Source organism: Streptomyces griseoluteus, assembly GCF_004784465.1.
In the GTDB taxonomy this organism is placed as follows: domain Bacteria; phylum Actinomycetota; class Actinomycetes; order Streptomycetales; family Streptomycetaceae; genus Streptomyces; species Streptomyces griseoluteus.
The window spans coordinates 482,515-502,113 of record NZ_SRRU01000004.1 but is presented as its reverse complement, the minus strand read 5'-3'; the positions used below and the strand labels follow the sequence as shown (position 1 = coordinate 502,113).

The window sequence follows — 19,599 nt, the reverse complement described above, 5'->3', positions numbered from 1 at the left end:
CCGAAACAGGAAACCCCAGGTCACGAGCAACGTGACCTGGGGTTTCTCAGCGGAGCCGCTTTCGGGATTCGAACCCGAGACCTACGCATTACGAGTGCGTTGCTCTGGCCATCTGAGCTAAAGCGGCGTGTTGGACGCACCGGGGTGCGATCGGCAACGTCGGTAAGTCTACACAGGTTCGAGGGGTGGTTCGTACCGGGCCCCGGCCCGAGGGGGCCCGGTGCGGCGGGGGTCAGGTGCAGCGTTTGCCGGGGGCGGGCGGGGTGCCGTGGAGGAGGTAGGTGTTGATCGCTGAGTCGATGCAGGCGCTGCCGCGGCCGTAGGCGGTGTGGCCGTCGCCCTCGTAGGTGAGGAGGCGGCCGGAGGAGAGCTGGCGGGAGAGGGACCGGGCCCAGCGGTACGGGGTCGCCGGGTCGCGGGTGGTGCCGACGACCACGATGGGCGCCGCGCCCTTCGCCTCGATGCGGTGCGGCTCACCGATGGCCCTGACCGGCCAGTACGTGCAGTTCAAGGCGGACCAGGCGAGGCCCGGGCCGAACACCGGTGACGCCTTCTCGAACTGCGGCAGCGCCTGCTCCACCTGCTCCGGGCTCTCGAAGGCCGGCGGCAGGTCGAGACAGTTCACGGCCGCGTTGGCCATCATCAGGTTGGTGTAGTGACCGCGGGAGTCACGCTCGTAGTAGGTGTCGGACAGGGCGAGCAGGCCCGCGCCGTCGTTCTCGTCCATCGCGGAGTCCAGCGCCTCTCGGAGCTGTTCCCAGGTGCTCTGGTCGTACATCGCGGCGACCACGCCGATGGTCGCCAGCGACTCGGTCAGGCGGCGGCCGTCCGCGTCGCCGGCCGGGATCGGGTGGGCGTCGAGCGCCCGGAAGAACTTCTGCAGGCGGTCGCCGACCTGCGCGGGGGTCGCGTCCTTGCCGTTCAGCGGGCAGTCGGCCCGCTTGACGCAGTCCGCCGAGAACGCGTGGAACGCCGTCTCGAAGCCCGCCGTCTGGTCCAGGTTGACCTGCCGGGCGTCGAGCGAGGGGTCCATCGCGCCGTCCAGGACCAGCCGGCCGGTGCGGTGGGGGAACAGCCCGGCGTAGGTCGCGCCGAGGAGCGTGCCGTACGACGCGCCCACGTAGTTCAGCTTCTTGTCGCCGAGCAGTTCGCGCAGGACGTCCATGTCGCGGGCCGCCTCGACGGTGGAGACGTGCCGGAGCAGCTTCGCGGAGTGCTGCCCGCAGGCCTCGGCGAACTTCCGGTCGGCACCGACCAGGGCGTCCGTCTCCTTGGCGTCGTCCGGGGTCATGTCCACCTCGGTGAACGCGTCCATCTGGCGCCCGTTCAGGCACTCCACGGGTTCGCTGCGGGCCACCCCGCGCGGGTCGACGGCGACGATGTCGTAGCGGGCCCGGACCTCGGCGGGGTAGCCGATGCCCGCGTACTGCTGGAGGTATGTGATCGCGGAGCCGCCGGGGCCGCCCGGATTGACCAGCAGGGAGCCGAGCGGCTTGCCCTTGCCGGTGGCCTTCTTGCGGGCGAGGGCCAGCTTGATGTCACCGGAAGCGGGCTTGTCGTAGTCGAGCGGCACCTTCATCGTGGCGCACTCGAAACCGGGGGCGCCGCACGCCCGCCAGCTCAGCTTCTGCGTGTAGTACGGAGACAGCGCCGAGGGCGTCGACATCGGCAGCGCGGCCAACGCCGCCGCCACCGTGCCGTCCGAGCCCGTACCGTTCGCGCCGCAGCCGGACACGAGCAGTGCGGACGCCGCGAGCAGGGCCGCCGCCGTCCGGGCCGTGGCTCGGGAAGCAGCCCCGGGCAGGAGCGAGCGGCGCGGCCGGGCGGGCGGGGGCGACGGGGAGGGCCTGGTGTCCATCAAACGAGCGTAACGCTGCGCGACGCCTCGCGTACGCTGCGTCCAGGTTGTGGCGTGCTCACCCCGCGCGCAGGGCCATGGTCATCGCCTCCACCGCCAGCAGCGGGGCCACATTGCGGTCCAGGGCGTCACGGCAGGCGGCGATGGCCTCGATACGGCGCAGGGTGGACTCCGGGGAGCCCGCCCCGGCGATGCGTTGGAGAGCGTCCTCGGCGTCCTCGTTGGCGATGGCCACGCGGGAGCCGAGCTGGAGGGCGAGCACGTCGCGGTAGAAGCCGGTGAGGTCGCCCAGGGCGACGTCGAGGCTGTCGCGCTGGGTGCGGGTGCGGCGCCGCTTCTGCATGTCCTCCAGGTCCTTCATCACCCCGGCCGTGCCACGCGGCAGCCGGCCGCCCTGAGCGGCGCCGAGCGCGGCCTTCAGCTCGTCGGCCTCCTTGCCGTCCATCTCCTCGGCGAGCTGCTTGGCGTCCTCGACGGCGGCGTCGACCAGCTCCTGGGCGGCCTTGAGGCAGCCGCCGACCTCCTCGATGCGCAGCGGCAGCTTCAGCACCGAGGCGCGGCGACGGCGGGCCTCGGGGTCGGTGGCCAGGCGCCGGGCGCGGTCGACATGCCCCTGGGTGGCGCGGGCGGCGGCCGCGGCGACCTCGGGCTCGACGCCGTCACGGCGCACCAGCATGTCCGCGACGGCCGCGACCGGCGGGGTACGCAGGTTCAGGTGCCGGCAGCGGGAGCGGATGGTGGGCAGCACGTCCTCGATGGAGGGCGCGCACAGCAGCCAGACCGTGCGCGGGGCGGGCTCCTCGACGGCCTTGAGGACCGCGTTGGCCGACTTCTCGTTCAGCCGCTCGGCGTCCTCGACCAGGATGATCTGCCAGCGCCCGTTCGCCGGGCTGGTGTACGACTTGCGGACCGTGTCCCGCATGTCCTTGACCAGGATCTCCGCGCCCACGGCCGCGACCGAGGACACGTCCGCGTGGGTGCCCAGCAGCGCGGTGTGGCAGCCGTCGCAGAAGCCGCAGCCGGGGGTGCCGCCGAGGGCGCGGTCGGGGCTCACACACTGGAGGGCGGCGGCGAAGGCGCGCGCCGCCTGGTTGCGGCCTGCGCCGGGCGGTCCGGTGAACAGCCAGGCGTGGGTCATCTTCGATGCCTCGGGCGGCGGCTGGTCGGCCGCGGCGGCCGTGACGAGCGCGTCGGCGTCCCGCGCGGCAGCCTCCAGCGCAGCGCTCACCTTCTCCTGCCCGACGAGGTCGTCCCAGACGCTCATGGGTCACGCCGCCCTTTCCGTCACTTCGTGTTCCGTCGTCCATTGTGCGGGGGGCCACCGACAGTGCCGTCCGCACGGCGAAGGGCGGTGCCCTCCGCCGCGCCGAAGCGCCCGGTGGACACCGCCCCTTGCTTCCGCCCGGTCAGCCGCGCCGGCCCCGGCCGCGCCGGCCGCCGTCGTCGTCGTGCCGGTCGCGCTCGTCGTGCTCGTCGTAGGACCCGAGGAGTTCGTCCGCGAGCGACGGCAGATCGTCCAGCGGGGTCTCCTCGGCCCAGTCGGGGCGCGGGCGCCGGGGCTTGCCGTCGGCGCCGAGCTGCGGGATCTCGCGGGTGCGGTCCTCCGCGTCGTCGCGGACCGGCGGCAGTACGGCCGTCTCCTCGGCGGGACTCACCGGGGGCAGTACGGCGGTCTCGTCGGCCTCCCGGTCGGAGAACTTCGGCAGCAGCGCCGTCTCGTCGGCCGCGCCCTTCGGGGCGGGTGGCTGCGGCAGCTCGGCCGTCACCTCGGCCGCGGAGCCGCCGTCGCGCACCGGGCGCAGTACGGCCGTGTCGTCGCCCGCGCGGGGCGCCGGGGCGTCCGGGACGGCACGCTCGGGCTCGGACGGCTTGCGGGCCGCGGTGTCGGCCGCCGCGGCGGCCTCGGCCGCGCGCCTGCGGGCCTCCTCGGCACGCAGCAGGGCGTCCTCGGCCTTGCGCTGCTTCTCCAGGCGCAGGGCCTCGGCCTCGGCGCGCTGCCGGGCCTCCTCCTCGGCCTGCTTGCGGCGCCGCTCCTCCTCGGCCCTGCGGCGGGCCTCCTCCTCGGCGCGGGCCTTCTCCTCGGCGAGGAGCCGCTGACGCTCCTCCTCGGCACGGCGGTGCGCCTCCTCGGCGCGACGCCGGGCCTCCTCCTCCTGTCGCTCGGCCTCGCGGCGCTGCGCCTCCTCCAGCTCACGGCGCTTGCGCTCCTCCTCCTCGGCACGCAGCCGCGCGAGCTGCTCGGCGCGCTCGCGCGCCACCCGCTCCTCCTCGGCCTTGCGGGCGGCCTCGGCCTCCGCCTTGCGGCGGGCCTCCTCCTCGGCCTTCTTCCGCGCCTCCTCCTGGGCCTTGATCTCGGCCTCGGAGAGCGGCAGCACGGTGTCGAGCCGGTGCCGGATCACGCGGGTGACGCCCTCGGGCTCCTGGCCCGCGTCCACGACCAGGTAGCGGCCGGGGTCGGCGGCGGCGAGGGTGAGGAAACCGGCCCGCACGCGCGCGTGGAACTCGGCCGGCTCCGACTCCAGCCGGTCCGGCGCCTCGGTGAAGCGCTCCCGCGCGACCTCCGGCGGCACGTCCAGCAGGACGGTCAGATGCGGGACGAGACCGCCGGTGGCCCAGCGGTTGATACGGGCGATCTCGGTCGGCGACAGATCCCGGCCGGCGCCCTGGTAGGCGACGGAGGAGTCGATGTACCGGTCCGAGATGACGACCGCGCCGCGCTCCAGGGCGGGGCGTACGACGGTGTCGACGTGCTCGGCGCGGTCGGCGGCGTACAGCAGCGCCTCCGCGCGGTGCGACAGGCCGGCCTCGGACACGTCCAGCAGGATCGAGCGGAGCCGTTTGCCCACCGGGGTGGCGCCGGGCTCGCGGGTGAGGACGACCTCGTGGCCCTTGGCGCGAATCCACTCGGCGAGGGCCTCGGCCTGGGTGGACTTGCCCGCGCCGTCGCCACCCTCCAGGGAGATGAAGAAACCGTTCCCCGCAGGGGCGGTGACCGGGTCGTCGCCGCCGAGCAGGGCGTCCTTGATGTCCTGGCGCAGCGGGATGCCGGACCGGTCGTCGACCTTGGCGAGGACCAGCACAGCCACCGGGAGCAGCAGCGCGCCGACCAGCATCAGGGTGAAGGAGGCACCGCCGTGCGCGAAGACGAAGCGGCCGTTCTCCAGCCGGTGGCGGCCGATGAGCCCGGCGACGACCGGGGCGATCAGGGCGCCCAGCGCCATGAAGACCCGGACGACCGCGTGCAGGTGCTCGGTGATCCGGGTGCGGCGGGAGTCCTCGGTCTCCTGGTCGAGCAGGGCGTGCCCGGTGTTGGCGGAGATGCCCGCGCCGATGCCGGCCAGGGTGAGGATCAGCAGGACGGTGGTGACGTCCGGGACGAGTCCGGCGGCCAGCAGAGCGATGCCGGTGAGCGCGATGGCCAGGGCGAGCAGCCGGCGCCGGGACAGCGAGGGCAGCAGCGCGGGCGCGGTACGGATGCCGACGCCGACTCCGCCCGTGAGGCCCAGCACCAGCAGGCCGTAGAGCACCGGGCCGCCGCCCAGGTCGGAGGCGTGCAGCACGCACACCGCGACGGCGGCCGAGATGGCCCCGGCCACGGCGGCGCAGGCGATGACCAGCAGCAGCACGGCGCCCGTGCGGCCCTTGTCCACGCCGGAGCCGGAACGCGGACGGCGCAGGCCCTCCAGCGGGGAGCGCGGGCGCGGGGTGCGCGTGCCGGGCAGCTTCAGGGCGGTCAGCACGGACACCGAGGCGGCGAACAGGCCGGCCGCGACGTAGGCGGCGAGGGCCGCGTGGTGCTGGTCGAACCAGGCGATGCCGGTGGCCAGCAGGTTGTTGAACAGGGAGGCGATGACCAGGACGGCGGCGGCCAGCGGCAGCGCCACGAAGCCGGTGCGCAGCGACAGACGGCGCAGCGCGTCCAGGTGGTCCGGCAGCGGCCGCACCGACGCGCCCTCGGGGGGCGGGGCGGGCAGCAGCGCGGGGGCCGCGCTCTCCCGGCACACCGTCCACAGCCGCTCGGCGATGCCGGTCACGAAGGCGGTGGCCAGCAGGACGGTCAGGGCGTTGCCCGGCGTCCAGTCGATCCACAGCGGCGCCACGATCAGCAGCGCGGCCCGCACCCCGTCGGCGCCGACCATGGTCCAGCGCCGGTCGAGCGGGCCGTCCGGGGCGGTGAGCGTGGTCAGCGGGCCGAGCAGGACGGCACCGAAGAGCACGGTGGCCAGCACGCGGGCCCCGAAGACCGTCGCCACTGCGAACGCCGCGCCCCGGTAGCCCCCGCCGAAGGAGCCCTGGGTGACGGCCGCCTGGAGGACCAGCACCACCAGCACGAGCAGCGCGAGGGCGTCACCGACGCCGCTCACGAGCTGCGCGCTCCAGAGGCGGCGCAGGTCGGGTCGGCGCAGCAGTGAACGGACGGCGCGCTCGCGGGAATCCGCGACGAGGGCGTCGTCCGGTGCTGGATTGGGGGCCGTTGGCTGCTCGGCTCGCGTCATGCGTTCAGCCTATCCGCAGCTACCCACCCCCATGCCTCCCTCGTCCCCACCCCTTCCCTGACCCTCACTCCTTGATCCCTTAAGGGGCGCACGCCGGAGCGCGGAACACCCCGGTACCGAGGCCGGTACCGGGGTGTTCGCGAAAGAGGAAGCGGGTGAGCGACTCAGTCTTCCGAGCCGGAACCCGTCGCCTTGGCCGCCGTGGTCTTCTTGGCGGCCGTCTTCTTCGCCGTGGTCTTCTTGGCGGCCGCCGTCGTCTTCTTGGCCGCCGTCTTCTTGGCGGCGGTCTTCTTCGCCGGAGCCGTCTTCTTGGCCGTGGCCTTCTTCGCCGTCTTCTTGGCCGGCCCCTTGGCCCGCTTCTCGGCGAGCAGCTCGAAGCCGCGCTCGGGGGTGATCTCCTCCACACTGTCGCCGGAGCGCAGGGTGGCGTTGGTCTCCCCGTCGGTGACGTACGGACCGAAGCGGCCGTCCTTGACCACGACCGGCTTGCCGGAGACCGGGTCCTCGCCCAGCTCCTTCAGCGGCGGCTTGGCGGCCGCCCGGCCACGCTGCTTGGGCTGGGCGTAGATCGCCAGCGCCTCCTCCAGCGTGATCGTGAAGAGCTGCTCCTCCTCCGTGAGCGAGCGGGAGTCCGTGCCCTTCTTCAGGTACGGGCCGTAGCGGCCGTTCTGCGCGGTGATCTCCACACCCTCGGCGTCGGTGCCGACCACGCGGGGCAGCGACATCAGCTTCAGGGCGTCCTCGAGCGTGACCGTGTCGAGCGCCATGGACTTGAACAGCGAGGCCGTGCGCGGCTTGACCGCGTTCTTGCCGGTCTTCGGGGTGCCCTCGGGGAGCACCTCGGTGACGTAGGGGCCGTAGCGGCCGTCCTTGGCGATGATCTGGTGGCCGCTGACGGGGTCGGTGCCCAGCTCGAAGTCGCCGCTGGGCTTGGCCAGCAGTTCCTCGGCCAGCTCGACGGTCAGCTCGTCCGGCGCGAGGTCCTCGGGGACGTCGGCGCGCTGGTGCTGCTCGGTGTCCTTCTCGCCCCGCTCGATGTACGGGCCGTAGCGGCCGACGCGCAGGACGATGCCGTCGCCGACCGGGAAGGAGGAGACCTCGCGGGCGTCGATCGCGCCCAGGTCGGTGACGAGCTCCTTCAGGCCGCCGAGGTGGTCGCCGTCGCCGTTGCCCGCGTCCGCGGCGGCGCCGGTGTCGAGGCCCTCGCCGAAGTAGAAGCGCCTGAGCCACGGCACGGACTGCGCCTCGCCGCGCGCGATGCGGTCGAGGTCGTCCTCCATGCGGGCGGTGAAGTCGTAGTCGACGAGCCGGCCGAAGTGCTTCTCCAGCAGGTTGACCACGGCGAAGGACAGGAAGGACGGCACCAGGGCCGTGCCCTTCTTGAAGACGTAGCCGCGGTCCAGGATCGTGCCGATGATCGACGCGTAGGTCGACGGGCGGCCGATCTCGCGCTCCTCCAGCTCCTTGACCAGGGACGCCTCGGTGTAGCGGGCCGGGGCCTTGGTGGCGTGGCCGTCGACCGTGATCTCGTCGGCGGCCAGCGGGTCGCCCTCGGAGACCTGGGGCAGCCGGCGCTCGCGGTCGTCCAGCTCGGCGTTGGGGTCGTCGGCGCCCTCGACGTACGCCTTCAGGAAGCCGTGGAAGGTGATCGTCTTGCCGGAGGCGCTGAACTCGACGTCCCGGCCGTCGGCGGAGGTGCCGCCGATCTTGACGGTCACACTGTTGCCGGTCGCGTCCTTCATCTGGGAGGCGACGGTCCGCTTCCAGATCAGCTCGTACAGCTTGAACTGGTCGCCGGTCAGGCCGGTCTCGGCGGGGGTGCGGAAGCGGTCGCCGGAGGGGCGGATCGCCTCGTGCGCCTCCTGCGCGTTCTTGACCTTGCCCGCGTAGGAGCGGGGCTGCGGCGGGAGGTAGTCGGCGCCGTACAACTGCGTGACCTGGGCGCGGGCGGCGCCGATGGCCGTCTCGCTCAGGGTCGTGGAGTCGGTACGCATGTACGTGATGTAGCCGTTCTCGTACAGCTTCTGGGCGACCTGCATGGTCGCCTTCGCGCCGAAGCCGAGCTTGCGGCTGGCCTCCTGCTGGAGGGTCGTCGTACGGAACGGGGCGTACGGCGAGCGGCGGTACGGCTTGGACTCCACCGAGCGCACGGAGAACCGGGTGGTCTCCAGGGCGGCGGCGAGCGCGCGGGCGCCCGCCTCGTCCAGGTGGAGGGTGTTGGCGCTCTTGAGCCGGCCGAGGGAGTCGAAGTCGCGGCCCTGGGCGACACGCCGGCCGTCGACGCTCTGGAGGCGGGCGACCAGCGAGGACGGGTCCGACGCGTCACCGGCGCGGCCGGTGGCGAAGGTGCCGGTCAGGTCCCAGTACTCGGCGGAGCGGAAGGCGATGCGCTCACGCTCGCGCTCGACGATGAGCCGGGTGGCGACGGACTGCACACGGCCCGCCGACAGCTTCGGCATGACCTTCTTCCACAGGACCGGCGAGACCTCGTAGCCGTAGAGGCGGTCGAGGATGCGGCGGGTCTCCTGGGCGTCGACCAGCTTCTTGTTCAGCTCGCGCGGGTTGGCGACGGCCTCGCGGATCGCGTCCTTGGTGATCTCGTGGAAGACCATCCGCTTGACGGGGATCTTGGGCTTGAGGACTTCCTGGAGGTGCCAGGCGATGGCCTCGCCCTCGCGGTCCTCATCGGTGGCGAGGAAGAGCTCGTCGGAGTCCTTCATCAGGTCCCGGAGCTTCTTCACCTGCGCCTTCTTGTCCGCGTTGATGACATAGATCGGCGCGAAGTCGTGTTCCACGTCCACACCGAGGCGGCGGACCTCGCCGGTGTACTTCTCCGGCACCTCGGCGGCGCCGCTGGGAAGGTCACGGATGTGCCCGACGCTCGCCTCGACTACGTATCCGGGGCCGAGGTAGCCCTTGATCGTCTTCGCCTTGGCAGGCGACTCGACGATGACGAGTCGGCGGCCGCCCTGTGCGGTCTCGCTGGTCGGGGACAACTTCGCTCTTCTCTCCGGTCGGCGCTGGGGTCCTCCCCAGGGCGCTCGTCCCTGGGGTCGCGGCGTGTGGTGGCTGGTGTGACGCTGCGGAGTGTGACGGTACATCCCGCCCCCGTGTCAAACGGGAAAAGCCCACAACGGCCACTCGAACGGTAACCCGACTACCGCCATTCCTGCCGCCCGGAGTACCCACCGAGCGCTCACCCCAAGCCCGAAGCCCTCCCCTTCCGCCGCCGCTCCTGCCCGGCCGACCGGGTCAGGGACGCGTCAGGCAGTACGCGGCCAGCCCCAGGGAGACGAGCGCTCCGGCCGCCGCGAGCACCGTTGATGCGACCCGGTTCACACCGGCGGCGACCGGTTCCGCGCGGCGCACCCGCACCCCGGTCCACACCATCAGAGCCCCTCCGAACAGCGTGAACACCGCTCCCGCGAACACCGCCGGCACGCTCTCCATGATCCGTCCGCCCCTCCCGCGCGCCCGGCGCGGTCCGCAACTCTCCAGCGCGGGGAGGCTGCCACGCCCGGTGGGCGGCGGGGCGACGGCGGGATGAACGGACGGGGCCGGCTCTGTCGCCGTCCGGGCGGCACACATCACTTTCCGGCCTTTTTGCCGTTCCGCTCCGTGCCCCCGGCATACGACGATGATCCGCCCGCCCGTCCACCGGACCGGGTACGCCGGGTACGACAACCGGATCAGCCGACGTGTCCCGCCCGCGCGGCTCAGCCGAGCGGTTCCAGGAAGCCCTGCTCCACCAGCAGCCGGATCTGCGCGGGCGTACGGTCGCGCAGCACCACGGGGTCCTCGCCGACGAGCTGGGCGATGGCGTCCAGGATGACCCCCGCGCTCAGCGAGCCGTCGCACACGCCCGCGAAGCCCGCGCCGATGGTGTCCACCTTCGTCGCCCGGCGCATGCCCCGGTGCTGACGGAGCACCACATGCTCGGGGTCCTCGGCGCCGGGCAGGCCGACCTGCTCCTGCACGACCTCGGCGGCGAGCCTGAAGTGGCCCTCCAGCAGGGCCGCGTCGTCGTGCGCGCGCAGGTGGTCGACGCGCTCGAAGTGGTGCCGGATGGTGTCGCCGAGAGGCTGCTCGACCGGGTGCGGCCACTCCTCCACGGTGACGGAGGGCTCGGCCGAGCCGGTGCGGCGCAGGGTGATCCAGCCGAAGCCGACCGCCTTCACCTTGCGCGCCTCGAACTCGTCCAGCCACGCGTCGTACCGCGACTGGTACTCCGCCCGGTCCTCGCGGTGGTCCCCGGCGTCCCTGAGCCACAGCTCGGCGTACTGCGTGATGTCCTGGACCTCGCGCTGCACGATCCACGCGTCGCACCCGCGCGGCACCCAGGAGCGCACCCGGTCCTGCCAGTCCTCCCCCTCCACGTGCTGCCAGTTGGCGAGGAACTGCGCGAACCCGCCCTCGTTCAGCCTGTCCCCCGCCTGCTGAACGAGCGAGCGGCACAGATCGTCCCCGCTCATCCCGCCGTCGCGGTAGGTGAGCCGGGCGCCGGGCGAGATGACGAAGGGCGGGTTGGACACGATCAGGTCGAACGTCTCGTCGTCCTTGACCGGTTCGAACAGCGAGCCCTCGCGCAGGGAGGCGACGGGCGCGCCGGAGAGGGCGAGGGTGAGCGCGGTGATGTGCAGGGCGCGCGGATTGAGGTCGGTGGCGGTGACCCGCGTCGCGTGCTGGGCGGCGTGCAGCGCCTGGATGCCGGAGCCGGTGCCGAGGTCGAGCGCGGCGGCGACGGGGGTGCGCACGGTGATGCCGGCGAGTGTGGTGGAGGCGCCGCCGACGCCGAGGACCACGTCCTCGTCCCGGCTGCCGATGCCGCCCGCCCCGCCGACCGCGCAGCCGAGGTCGGACACGATGAACCAGTCCTCGCCGTCGGGCCCGCCGTAGGGGCGGACGTCGACGGTTGCGGCCAGCTCGTCGCCGCCCACGGGCTTGAGCCACCCGGCGTCCACCGCGTCCTCGACCGGCAATACGTCCGTCAGACGGGCGCGGGGCACCGGCTGCTGGAGCAGGAACAGCCGCACCAGGGCCTCCAGCGGCGTGTCGCCGCGGGTCGCGCGCAGGGCGGGCACGGTCTCGCTGCGGGCGAGCGCCGCGTAGGCGGGGGCGCCGAGCAGGTCGAGGAGGCCGTCCGCGGTGAAGGAGGCGGACAGCAGGGCGTCGCGCAGGCGGGCGGCCGCCTCGGGCCGGTCGGTGGCGGGCAGGGGGGCGGAACCGGAGTCAGTCACGCCCCCATTGTGGCCCGCCGCGCCGCCCCGGGGCCGCCGCACCCGGCCGTCCGCGCGGGCGCCGTCAGCTCTTGGCGGCGGGCGGCGCGGAGGCGGAGACCTTGCAGCTCTGCTGCTCGGCGATGGCCTCCTTGACGTCACCCTGCTCCAGACGCTTCAGCGCCTCGGTGCCGCTGCTGCTCTGGCGGCCGATCTCCTTGGTCTGGTCGGCGACCTCGTGCAGGCCCTTGGCGAACTTGCCCTGGTCCTTGGTGTCCAGCCCGTCGACCTTCTTCTTCAGGTCGGCGTAGGAGGTGGCCAGGCTGTTGAGGTTCTTCACCGCGTCCTGCTGCCGCTTGGCCCCGCCGTCGACCCCGGGGGGAGCACCGGCGCCGTTGATGGCGGTCGCGATGGCCTTGTAGCCGTCGGACATGTCTTGGAACGCCTGCGCGTACGTCTCCTTCGCCGTCTTCGGCGGGAGGTCGCTGTCGCTGGCGATCTTGGCGATCCCGGCGTTGGCCGCCTTGATCTTGGTGTACTGCGCGGGCACCGCGTCGCACACCTTCTTCGCCCAGACACCCAGCTTGGGGTCGGGGCCGCCGCCGTCGCTGCCGCATCCCGTCAGCGCCGTTATCAGTACCGCGCCGCCGGACAGGGCGGCCGCGAGCTTCTTGTTCACCGGATCGGTCCCTTCCATGGCTATCGGCCACCGGAATCTACACGGCGGAACGAGACCATCCACACGACCGATGCCCCATAAGAAGACTTTTGCGGTGCTTCGCACCATGCGAGAGAAGGCTCACGGCCGACGGCCCTCCCCACCACGCACGAGCGGGCGGCGACGCGTCAGCACGCGCCGTCCGCCCGCCCGTTGGCGGAGCCTCGTTTACGGAACCACCGCCGGCGGCGTGGAGTTGGACATCTCGCCCGCGTCCTCGTCGTCCCCCACGGCGATGCCGCGCCGCTTGGACACGTACACCGCGACGACGATCACCAGCAGCGCGAACACCGCGACCAGGGCGCGGACGAGCATGCTGCTGCTGCCTCCGTAGGAGAACTTGATCACCGCGGGGGCGATGAGCAGGGCGACCAGGTTCATCACCTTCAGCAGCGGGTTGATGGCCGGGCCCGCGGTGTCCTTGAAGGGGTCGCCGACGGTGTCGCCGATCACCGTGGCCGCGTGAGCGTCGCTGCCCTTGCCGCCGTGGTGGCCGTCCTCCACCAGTTTCTTGGCGTTGTCCCAGGCGCCGCCGGAGTTGGCGAGGAACACCGCCATCAGCGTGCCCGCCCCGATCGCGCCGGCGAGGAAGGCTCCGAGGGCGCCGACACCGAGGGTGAACCCGATGAAGATCGGTGCCATCACGGCGAGCAGGCCGGGCGTGGCCAGCTCTCGCAGGGCGTCGCGGGTGCAGATGTCGACGACCCGGCCGTACTCGGGCTTCTCCGTGTAGTCCATGATCCCCGGCCGCTCGCGGAACTGCCTGCGCACCTCGAACACCACCGAGCCGGCCGACCGCGACACGGCGTTGATGGCTAGCCCGGAGAAGAGGAAGACGACCGCCGCGCCCGCGATCAGGCCGACCAGGTTGTTGGGCTGGGAGATGTCCATCGACAGAGTCAGCGGCGAGCCAGGCCCGCTGAGCTGCTCCCCGACATCCCGCACGCCGGTGGTGATCGCGTCCCGGTACGAACCGAACAGGGCCGCCGCCGCGAGGACGGCGGTGGCGATGGCGATGCCCTTGGTGATGGCCTTGGTGGTGTTGCCGACCGCGTCCAGGTCGGTGAGCACTTGGGCGCCGGCGCCCTCCACGTCCGAGGACATCTCGGCGATGCCCTGCGCGTTGTCGGAGACCGGGCCGAAGGTGTCCATGGCGACGATCACCCCGACCGTGGTCAGCAGCCCGGTCCCGGCGAGCGCCACCGCGAACAGCGCCAGCATGATCGAGGTGCCGCCGAGCAGGAACGCCCCGTACACGCTGAGGCCGATCAGCAGCGCGGTGTAGACGGCGGACTCCAGGCCCAGCGAGATGCCGGAGAGGACGACGGTCGCGGGGCCGGTGAGCGAGGTGCGGCCGACGTCGCGGACCGGGCGGCGGGTGGTCTCGGTGAAGTAGCCGGTGAGCTGCTGGATGACGGCGGCGAGCAGGATGCCGATGGCCACGGCGACCACCGCCAGCACCCGGGGGTCGCCGTCCTTCCCGCGGATCGCCGCGTCGGTCACGCCGGCCAGCTCGGAGTAGCGGCCGGGCAGATAGACGTAGACGGCGACGGCGACCAGCGCGAGGGAGATCACGGCCGAGACGAAGAAGCCCCGGTTGATGGCGCTCATCCCGCTGCGGTCGGCGCGGCGCGGGGCGACCGCGAAGATGCCGATCATCGCGGTGATGACACCGATGGCCGGTACCAGCAGCGGGAAGGCGAGCCCGGCGTCGCCGAAGGCGGTCTTGCCGAGGATCAGCGCGGCCACCAGGGTGACGGCGTACGACTCGAAGAGGTCGGCCGCCATGCCCGCGCAGTCCCCGACGTTGTCACCCACGTTGTCCGCGATGGTGGCCGCGTTGCGCGGGTCGTCCTCCGGGATGCCCTGCTCGACCTTGCCGACCAGGTCGGCGCCGACGTCGGCGGCCTTGGTGAAGATGCCGCCGCCGACTCGCATGAACATGGCGATCAGGGCGGCACCCAGGCCGAATCCCTCCAGCACCTTGGGCGCGTCGGCCGCGTAGACCAGCACCACGCAGGAGGCACCGAACAGGCCGAGGCCGACGGTGAACATGCCGACCACGCCGCCGGTGCGAAATGCGATCTTCATCGCTTTGTGCGAGACGACGGTGAGATCCATTTGCGTCTCGCCGTCTCCCGGAGTCGCCTCCCGGGCGGCCGCGGCAACGCGCACATTGCTGCGGACGGCGAGCCACATGCCGATATAACCGGTGGCCGCCGAGAAAGCCGCGCCGATCAGGAAGAACACCGAGCGTCCGGCCCGCTGATTCCAGTCGTCCGCGGGAAGCAGCAGAAGCAGGAAGAACACCACGACGGCGAAAATGCCGAGGGTGCGCAACTGCCGCGCCAGATACGCCTTCGCGCCTTCCTGGACCGCCTCGGCGATCTCCCGCATGCGCGCGGTGCCCTCGCCCGCCGACAGCACCTGGCGCACCAGGACGCCCGCGACGACCAGCGCCGCGAGGGCCACCGCCGCGATCACGGCGACCAGGGCGCGGTTGCCGTCCGTCAGGACGACGGCCGCGAGGTACACGGAGTTGGATGCGGAGTGACCCGCCTGACCAGGGATGAGAAGCCCCGCCATTCGTCCTCCTTGACGCTTGGGCCGAGCTCAAGCTGTGGACGGACTTGTAGCTGCCCGATGGTGATCCCGACCGGCACGGTAAACAGAATTGCCCGCCCCTAACCCTTTAGCAAACGATCGAGTGCAGGACCAGAGCACGAAACCCGGACGGAGTAATACCCCTGAGGCATTTAAGATCGCGCCTTCACCGGCGCCAACTGCAGGGTTTCCGGTCGTGAATTCCTTCACGTATTCGCGGCGGTCGGCGGTTCGGCCGAAAGTGGGCGGAACGCCGCGAGGGGCCCTGCGGTGCAGGGCCCCTCGGGAAGTCGTCCGGCTCGCGTGGCGCGCGGTCCGGATCAGTGCGGTCCGGATCAGTACGGCTCAGATCACTACGGTCGGCGGCTGGACGGTCGGCCAGGACATGCGGATCAGGCCACCGTTCTCGCTGGTGGTGACCTCGACGTCGTCCACGAGGCCGCTGATGACCGCGAGGCCCATCTCGTCCTCCTCGGCCTCCACGTCCGCGTCGGCGCTCGCGCCGCCCGCGACCCGCTCGGCGGGCACGGCGTGCGGGGCCTCGTCGCCGACCTCGATGGAGAAGAGCTTCTCGTCCTCGATGAGCGCCACCTTGACCGGCGCGGTGATGCCCACGCTCTGGTGGAGTCCGACCGCGCGGGAGCACGCCTCACCGACCGCGAGGCGGACCTCGTCGAGTACGGCCTCGTCCACTCCGGCCCTGCGCGCCACCGCGGCCGCCACCAGACGGGCGGTCCGGACGTGCTCGGGCAGCGCGCTGAAGCGGAGTTCGACGGTGGCCATGCATCCCCCTCGCGTACTACGGGCGTGCGGTGCGGGGCCGGGGCCGCCGAAAGCCCGCACCCCCACGATGAAACTTCCGCGCCCGGACCGCTGACGGCGCCGGGGCGGAGTCGACCGGCGCCCGGACCGCACAGACGGCCCGGACCCGGCTTACGACCCTGATCAGTCGGTGGCCGCCACCGCTTCCTCGACCGAGGTGTGGATGGGGAACACCTTGGTGAGGCCGGTGATACGGAAAATCTTCAGAATGTGCTCCTGGTTGCAGACCAGACGGAGCGAGCCCTCATGGGCACGCACCCGCTTCAGGCCACCGACCAGCACGCCGAGCCCGGTGGAGTCGAGGAAGTCCACGCCCTCCATGTCGACGACAAGATGGAAATTGCCGTCGTTCACCAGCTCGACCAACTGCTCGCGCAGCTTGGGCGCGGTGTACACATCGATTTCGCCACCGACCTCGACGACCGTACGATCGCCGACGGTACGGGTCGACAGGGACAGGTCCACGAATCCTCCAGCACCTTGCTATCGAGCGGTCGCCCCTCGGGACATCCCGGCTTACGGCCCTTGGAACACTTCGCCAGCCGCCATGGCATTCAATCACTTACCGGCAGGTGTGCACGACGCCTTGGCTCCATTGTCCGTCAAGCCGGTGACACACTCGGTGCCGATGGCCAAGAATCACCGACCCGATCACCCCCAGCCGGACCCGGCGTCCCGCCCGTCCCCGGAGACGGTTCTGCACCGGCTCGCCTCCGGTCCGAGCAGGTCCGCGCGCATCACTCATACGGAGCACTTGCCCCCGCGTGCGGGCCGGCATGCCGTCTGGCCGGACCGGATTCGCGCCGAGGTGATCGCGGCGGTCCAGGAGCGCGGGATCGAGCACCCCTGGGCCCACCAGGCAATCGCCGCCGAGCACGCCCTGGACGGCGACTCGGTGGTCGTCGCCACCGGCACCGCTTCCGGCAAGTCGCTGGCCTATCTGATGCCGGTGCTGTCGGCCCTGCTGGACGGCTCCGAGGCCCCGAACGGCCGGGGCGCCACCGCCCTGTACCTCTCCCCGACCAAGGCCCTGGCCGCCGACCAGTGCCGCGCGGTACGGGAACTCGCCGCGCCCCTGGGCAACGCGGTGCGCCCCGCGGTCTACGACGGCGACACACCGTTCGAGGAACGCGAGTGGGTACGCCAGTACGCCAACTACGTCCTGACCAACCCGGACATGCTGCACCGGGGCATCCTGCCGTCCCACCCCCGCTGGTCCTCCTTCCTGAAGTCGCTCAAGTACGTCGTCATCGACGAGTGCCACACCTACCGGGGCGTCTTCGGCTCGCACGTCGCCCAGGTGCTGCGCCGGCTGCGCAGACTGTGCGCCCGCTACGGCGCGTCGCCCGTCTTCCTGCTGGCCTCCGCCACTGCCGCCGAGCCCTCCGTGGCCGCCCGCCGGCTGACCGGGCTACCGGTGGTCGAGGTCGCCGACGACGCCTCCCCGCGCGGGGAACTCGTCTTCGCCCTCTGGGAGCCCCCGCTCACCGAGCTGCACGGCGAGAAGGGCGCCCCGGTGCGCCGCACGGCCACCGCCGAGACCGCCGACCTGCTGACCGACCTCACCGTGCAGGGCGTGCGCTCGGTCGCCTTCGTCCGCTCCCGGCGCGGCGCCGAACTGATCTCGGTCATCGCGCAGGAACGGCTCGCCGAGGTCGACCGTTCTCTGGTCCGGCGTGTCGCCGCCTATCGCGGCGGTTATCTCCCCGAGGAGCGCCGCGCCCTGGAACGCGCCCTGCACTCCGGCGACCTCCTCGGCCTCGCCGCCACCACCGCCCTGGAGCTGGGCGTGGACATCTCCGGCCTGGACGCCGTGGTGATCGCCGGCTATCCGGGCACCCGCGCCTCCCTGTGGCAGCAGGCGGGCCGCGCCGGACGCTCCGGACAGGGCGCGCTGGCGGTCCTGGTGGCCCGCGACGACCCGCTGGACACCTACCTCGTCCACCATCCGGAGGCCCTGTTCGACCGCCCGGTGGAGTCGACGGTCCTCGATCCGGACAACCCCTACGTCCTCGCCCCGCACCTGTGCGCGGCCGCCGCGGAGATCCCGCTGACCGAGGCCGATCTCGATCTCTTCGGACCCGTGAGCGCCGATGTGCTGGGCCAGCTGGAGGCCGCGAAGCTGCTGCGCCGCCGCACCCGTGCCTGGCACTGGACGCGCCGGGAACGCGCCGCCGACCTGACCGACATCCGGGGCACCGGCGGACCTCCGGTGCAGATCGTGGAGGAGGGCACCGGGCGCCTGCTCGGCACGGTCGACGCCGAGGCCGCGCACTCCGCCGTCCACGAGGGCGCGGTCCACCTCCACCAGGGCCGCACCTACCTGGTGCGCTCGCTCGACCTGAAGGACTCCGTCGCCCTGGTCGAGCAGGCCGACCCGCCGTACTCGACCGCCGCCCGCGACACCACGTCCATCGCCGTCCTGGAGACGGAGACCGAGATCCCCTGGGGCTCCGGCCGCCTGTGCCTCGGCTCGGTCGAGGTCACCAACCAAGTGGTCTCCTTCCTGCGCAGACGCCTGATCACCGGTGAGGTGATGGGCGAGACGAAACTCGACCTCCCTCCGCGCACGCTCCGTACCCGCGCGGTGTGGTGGACGGTCACCGAGGACCAGCTCGACGAGGCCCGGATCAACCCGGAGATCCTCGGCGGCGCCCTGCACGCCGCCGAACACGCCTCGATCGGCATGCTGCCCCTCTTCGCCACCTGCGACCGCTGGGACATCGGCGGGGTGTCGGTCCCGCTGCACCCCGACACGCTGCTCCCCACGGTCTTCGTCTACGACGGCCACCCCGGCGGGGCGGGCTTCGCCGAGCGCGCCTTCCACACCGCCCGCGCCTGGCTGACGGCCACCCGCGAGGCCATCGCCGCCTGCGAGTGCGAGGCCGGCTGCCCGTCCTGCATCCAGTCCCCCAAGTGCGGCAACGGCAACGAGCCACTGCACAAGCGGGGGGCGGTGCGGCTCCTTACGACACTGCTGCGGGGGGCGCCGGAGGAGGCGGAGGGGACGGGGGCGGGGACCGGTGGGGTGGATGCGGCCGGGACGTGGACAGCGGCTTCCGGGGAGGGCGAGCCGAGCTAGGGGCTGAGGCCTTGTGATGCGGGCGCCCGGGCCGCGGGGCCGGGACCTTGCGATGCGGGCCCCCGGGTCGGAGGGCCGGGCCCCTGCGACGCGGGGGCCCGGGTCCCCGCAGCCGACGAGTCAGGAGGCCCCGCCCTGGCCCGTACCTCCGCCGCGAACGGCCCGTGTCCCGACCCCGCGCTCACGTCCGAGGTCTCGCCGACGATCGCGCACCGCACCAGCCGCGCCCCCTGGGCCGACGCCACCCGGCGACCCGCGTCGCACGCCGCCTCCGCGCCCTCGGCCCAGTGGTCCGCCGCCGCGAGCGCCGCCAGATCGGCCGCGCCCGCCGCCCGGTGCCGTACGACGACCGCGTGCCCCAGGCCGGCCACGGCACCGAACACCACGCACAGCAGGGCGATCACCCCGAGGCTCCAGACGGTGGCGGAACCCCGGTCACCCTCCCGGCATCTCATGGCCCCGCCGCTCCGGCCGCCACCGCCTCCTCGGCGGCGGCCACGGCCTCCTCCCGCACCTCGAACGGCAGCCCCGTCAGCACTGGCGGCTTCGCCACCACCGTCACGCGCACCTGCTCGCCCTCGCGGGCCACGCTGACCGTCGAGCCGCTCGGTGCCGCCTCTTGGGTCACCCGGACCACGGCGTCGGGCGGGTCCTGGCGGGCGGCGGCCCGCGCCCCGGTGCGGGCGGCGTCCACGCACTGGATCTGGGCGGCCACGGCGAGCAGCCCCCAGACCAGCGCCATGGTGAACGCCACCAGCACCGACAGCACCACGGCCGCCTCCGCCGTCACGAACCCCCGGTCC

Annotated in this window: 13 protein-coding genes and 1 tRNA gene; 1 reads left to right on the top strand and 13 read right to left on the bottom strand. The window is 72.6% G+C overall.

Annotated features, from left to right (window positions below; genetic code table 11):
• Nucleotides 1–53 precede the first annotated feature (53 nt).
• From E5082_RS14255 to bldG, 11 genes are all read right to left on the bottom strand, one after another.
• Nucleotides 54–127, bottom strand: a tRNA-Thr gene (locus tag E5082_RS14255).
• A gap of 105 nt (nucleotides 128–232) precedes the next feature.
• Nucleotides 233–1,858, bottom strand: coding sequence for an alpha/beta hydrolase (locus E5082_RS14250; protein ID WP_135791594.1), 1,626 nt, complete (start codon nucleotides 1,856–1,858; stop codon nucleotides 233–235).
• Between the two features lie 58 nt (nucleotides 1,859–1,916).
• Entirely contained in the window at nucleotides 1,917–3,122 is a 1,206-nt protein-coding gene (locus tag E5082_RS14245) for a DNA polymerase III subunit delta' (RefSeq protein WP_135791593.1), read from the bottom strand.
• 142 nt (nucleotides 3,123–3,264) lie between these two features.
• Nucleotides 3,265–6,354: a dTMP kinase gene (tmk, locus tag E5082_RS14240; RefSeq protein WP_135791592.1), complete on the bottom strand. Its 3,090-nt coding sequence runs from the start codon at nucleotides 6,352–6,354 to the stop codon at nucleotides 3,265–3,267.
• A gap of 164 nt (nucleotides 6,355–6,518) precedes the next feature.
• Nucleotides 6,519–9,350 carry a type I DNA topoisomerase gene (topA, locus tag E5082_RS14235; RefSeq protein ID WP_135791591.1) on the bottom strand — a complete coding sequence of 944 codons (2,832 nt, stop codon included), beginning with the start codon at nucleotides 9,348–9,350 and terminating at the stop codon, nucleotides 6,519–6,521.
• A gap of 256 nt (nucleotides 9,351–9,606) precedes the next feature.
• Nucleotides 9,607–9,804, bottom strand: a complete 198-nt coding sequence (locus E5082_RS14230) for a hypothetical protein (RefSeq protein ID WP_135791590.1) — start codon at nucleotides 9,802–9,804, stop codon at nucleotides 9,607–9,609.
• A gap of 266 nt (nucleotides 9,805–10,070) precedes the next feature.
• Nucleotides 10,071–11,591: a DUF7059 domain-containing protein gene (locus tag E5082_RS14225; protein WP_135791589.1), complete on the bottom strand. Its 1,521-nt coding sequence runs from the start codon at nucleotides 11,589–11,591 to the stop codon at nucleotides 10,071–10,073.
• A 64-nt stretch (nucleotides 11,592–11,655) separates the two neighbouring features.
• Nucleotides 11,656–12,267 carry a small secreted protein gene (locus tag E5082_RS14220; RefSeq protein ID WP_190045275.1) on the bottom strand — a complete coding sequence of 204 codons (612 nt, stop codon included), beginning with the start codon at nucleotides 12,265–12,267 and terminating at the stop codon, nucleotides 11,656–11,658.
• Nucleotides 12,268–12,456: 189 nt separating this feature from the next.
• Nucleotides 12,457–14,874, bottom strand: a complete 2,418-nt coding sequence (locus E5082_RS14215) for a sodium-translocating pyrophosphatase (protein ID WP_135791588.1) — start codon at nucleotides 14,872–14,874, stop codon at nucleotides 12,457–12,459.
• Nucleotides 14,875–15,237: 363 nt separating this feature from the next.
• Nucleotides 15,238–15,675, bottom strand: coding sequence for an ATP-binding protein (locus E5082_RS14210; protein ID WP_135791587.1), 438 nt, complete (start codon nucleotides 15,673–15,675; stop codon nucleotides 15,238–15,240).
• 162 nt (nucleotides 15,676–15,837) lie between these two features.
• Nucleotides 15,838–16,179 carry an anti-sigma factor antagonist BldG gene (gene bldG / locus E5082_RS14205; RefSeq protein WP_067299561.1) on the bottom strand — a complete coding sequence of 114 codons (342 nt, stop codon included), beginning with the start codon at nucleotides 16,177–16,179 and terminating at the stop codon, nucleotides 15,838–15,840.
• 82 nt (nucleotides 16,180–16,261) lie between these two features.
• Here bldG and E5082_RS14200 point away from each other — a divergent pair, with 82 nt between their 5' ends.
• The gene (locus E5082_RS14200) at nucleotides 16,262–18,796 is read left to right on the top strand and encodes a DEAD/DEAH box helicase (protein WP_229918832.1); all 2,535 of its coding nucleotides are present in this window, start codon (nucleotides 16,262–16,264) and stop codon (nucleotides 18,794–18,796) included.
• On the opposite strand, the gene E5082_RS14195 is transcribed toward E5082_RS14200, so the two are convergent.
• Both E5082_RS14195 and E5082_RS14190 read right to left on the bottom strand, forming a co-directional pair.
• Nucleotides 18,793–19,251: an Rv3654c family TadE-like protein gene (locus tag E5082_RS14195; RefSeq protein WP_135791586.1), complete on the bottom strand. Its 459-nt coding sequence runs from the start codon at nucleotides 19,249–19,251 to the stop codon at nucleotides 18,793–18,795. The two genes, E5082_RS14200 and E5082_RS14195, sit on opposite strands and share 4 nt — an antisense overlap.
• Complete coding sequence (locus E5082_RS14190; protein ID WP_135791585.1) at nucleotides 19,248–19,586, bottom strand: TadE family type IV pilus minor pilin; 339 nt, start codon at nucleotides 19,584–19,586, stop codon at nucleotides 19,248–19,250. Before E5082_RS14190 ends, E5082_RS14195 begins: the two co-directional genes overlap by 4 nt.
• Between the last annotated feature and the right edge of the window lie 13 nt (nucleotides 19,587–19,599).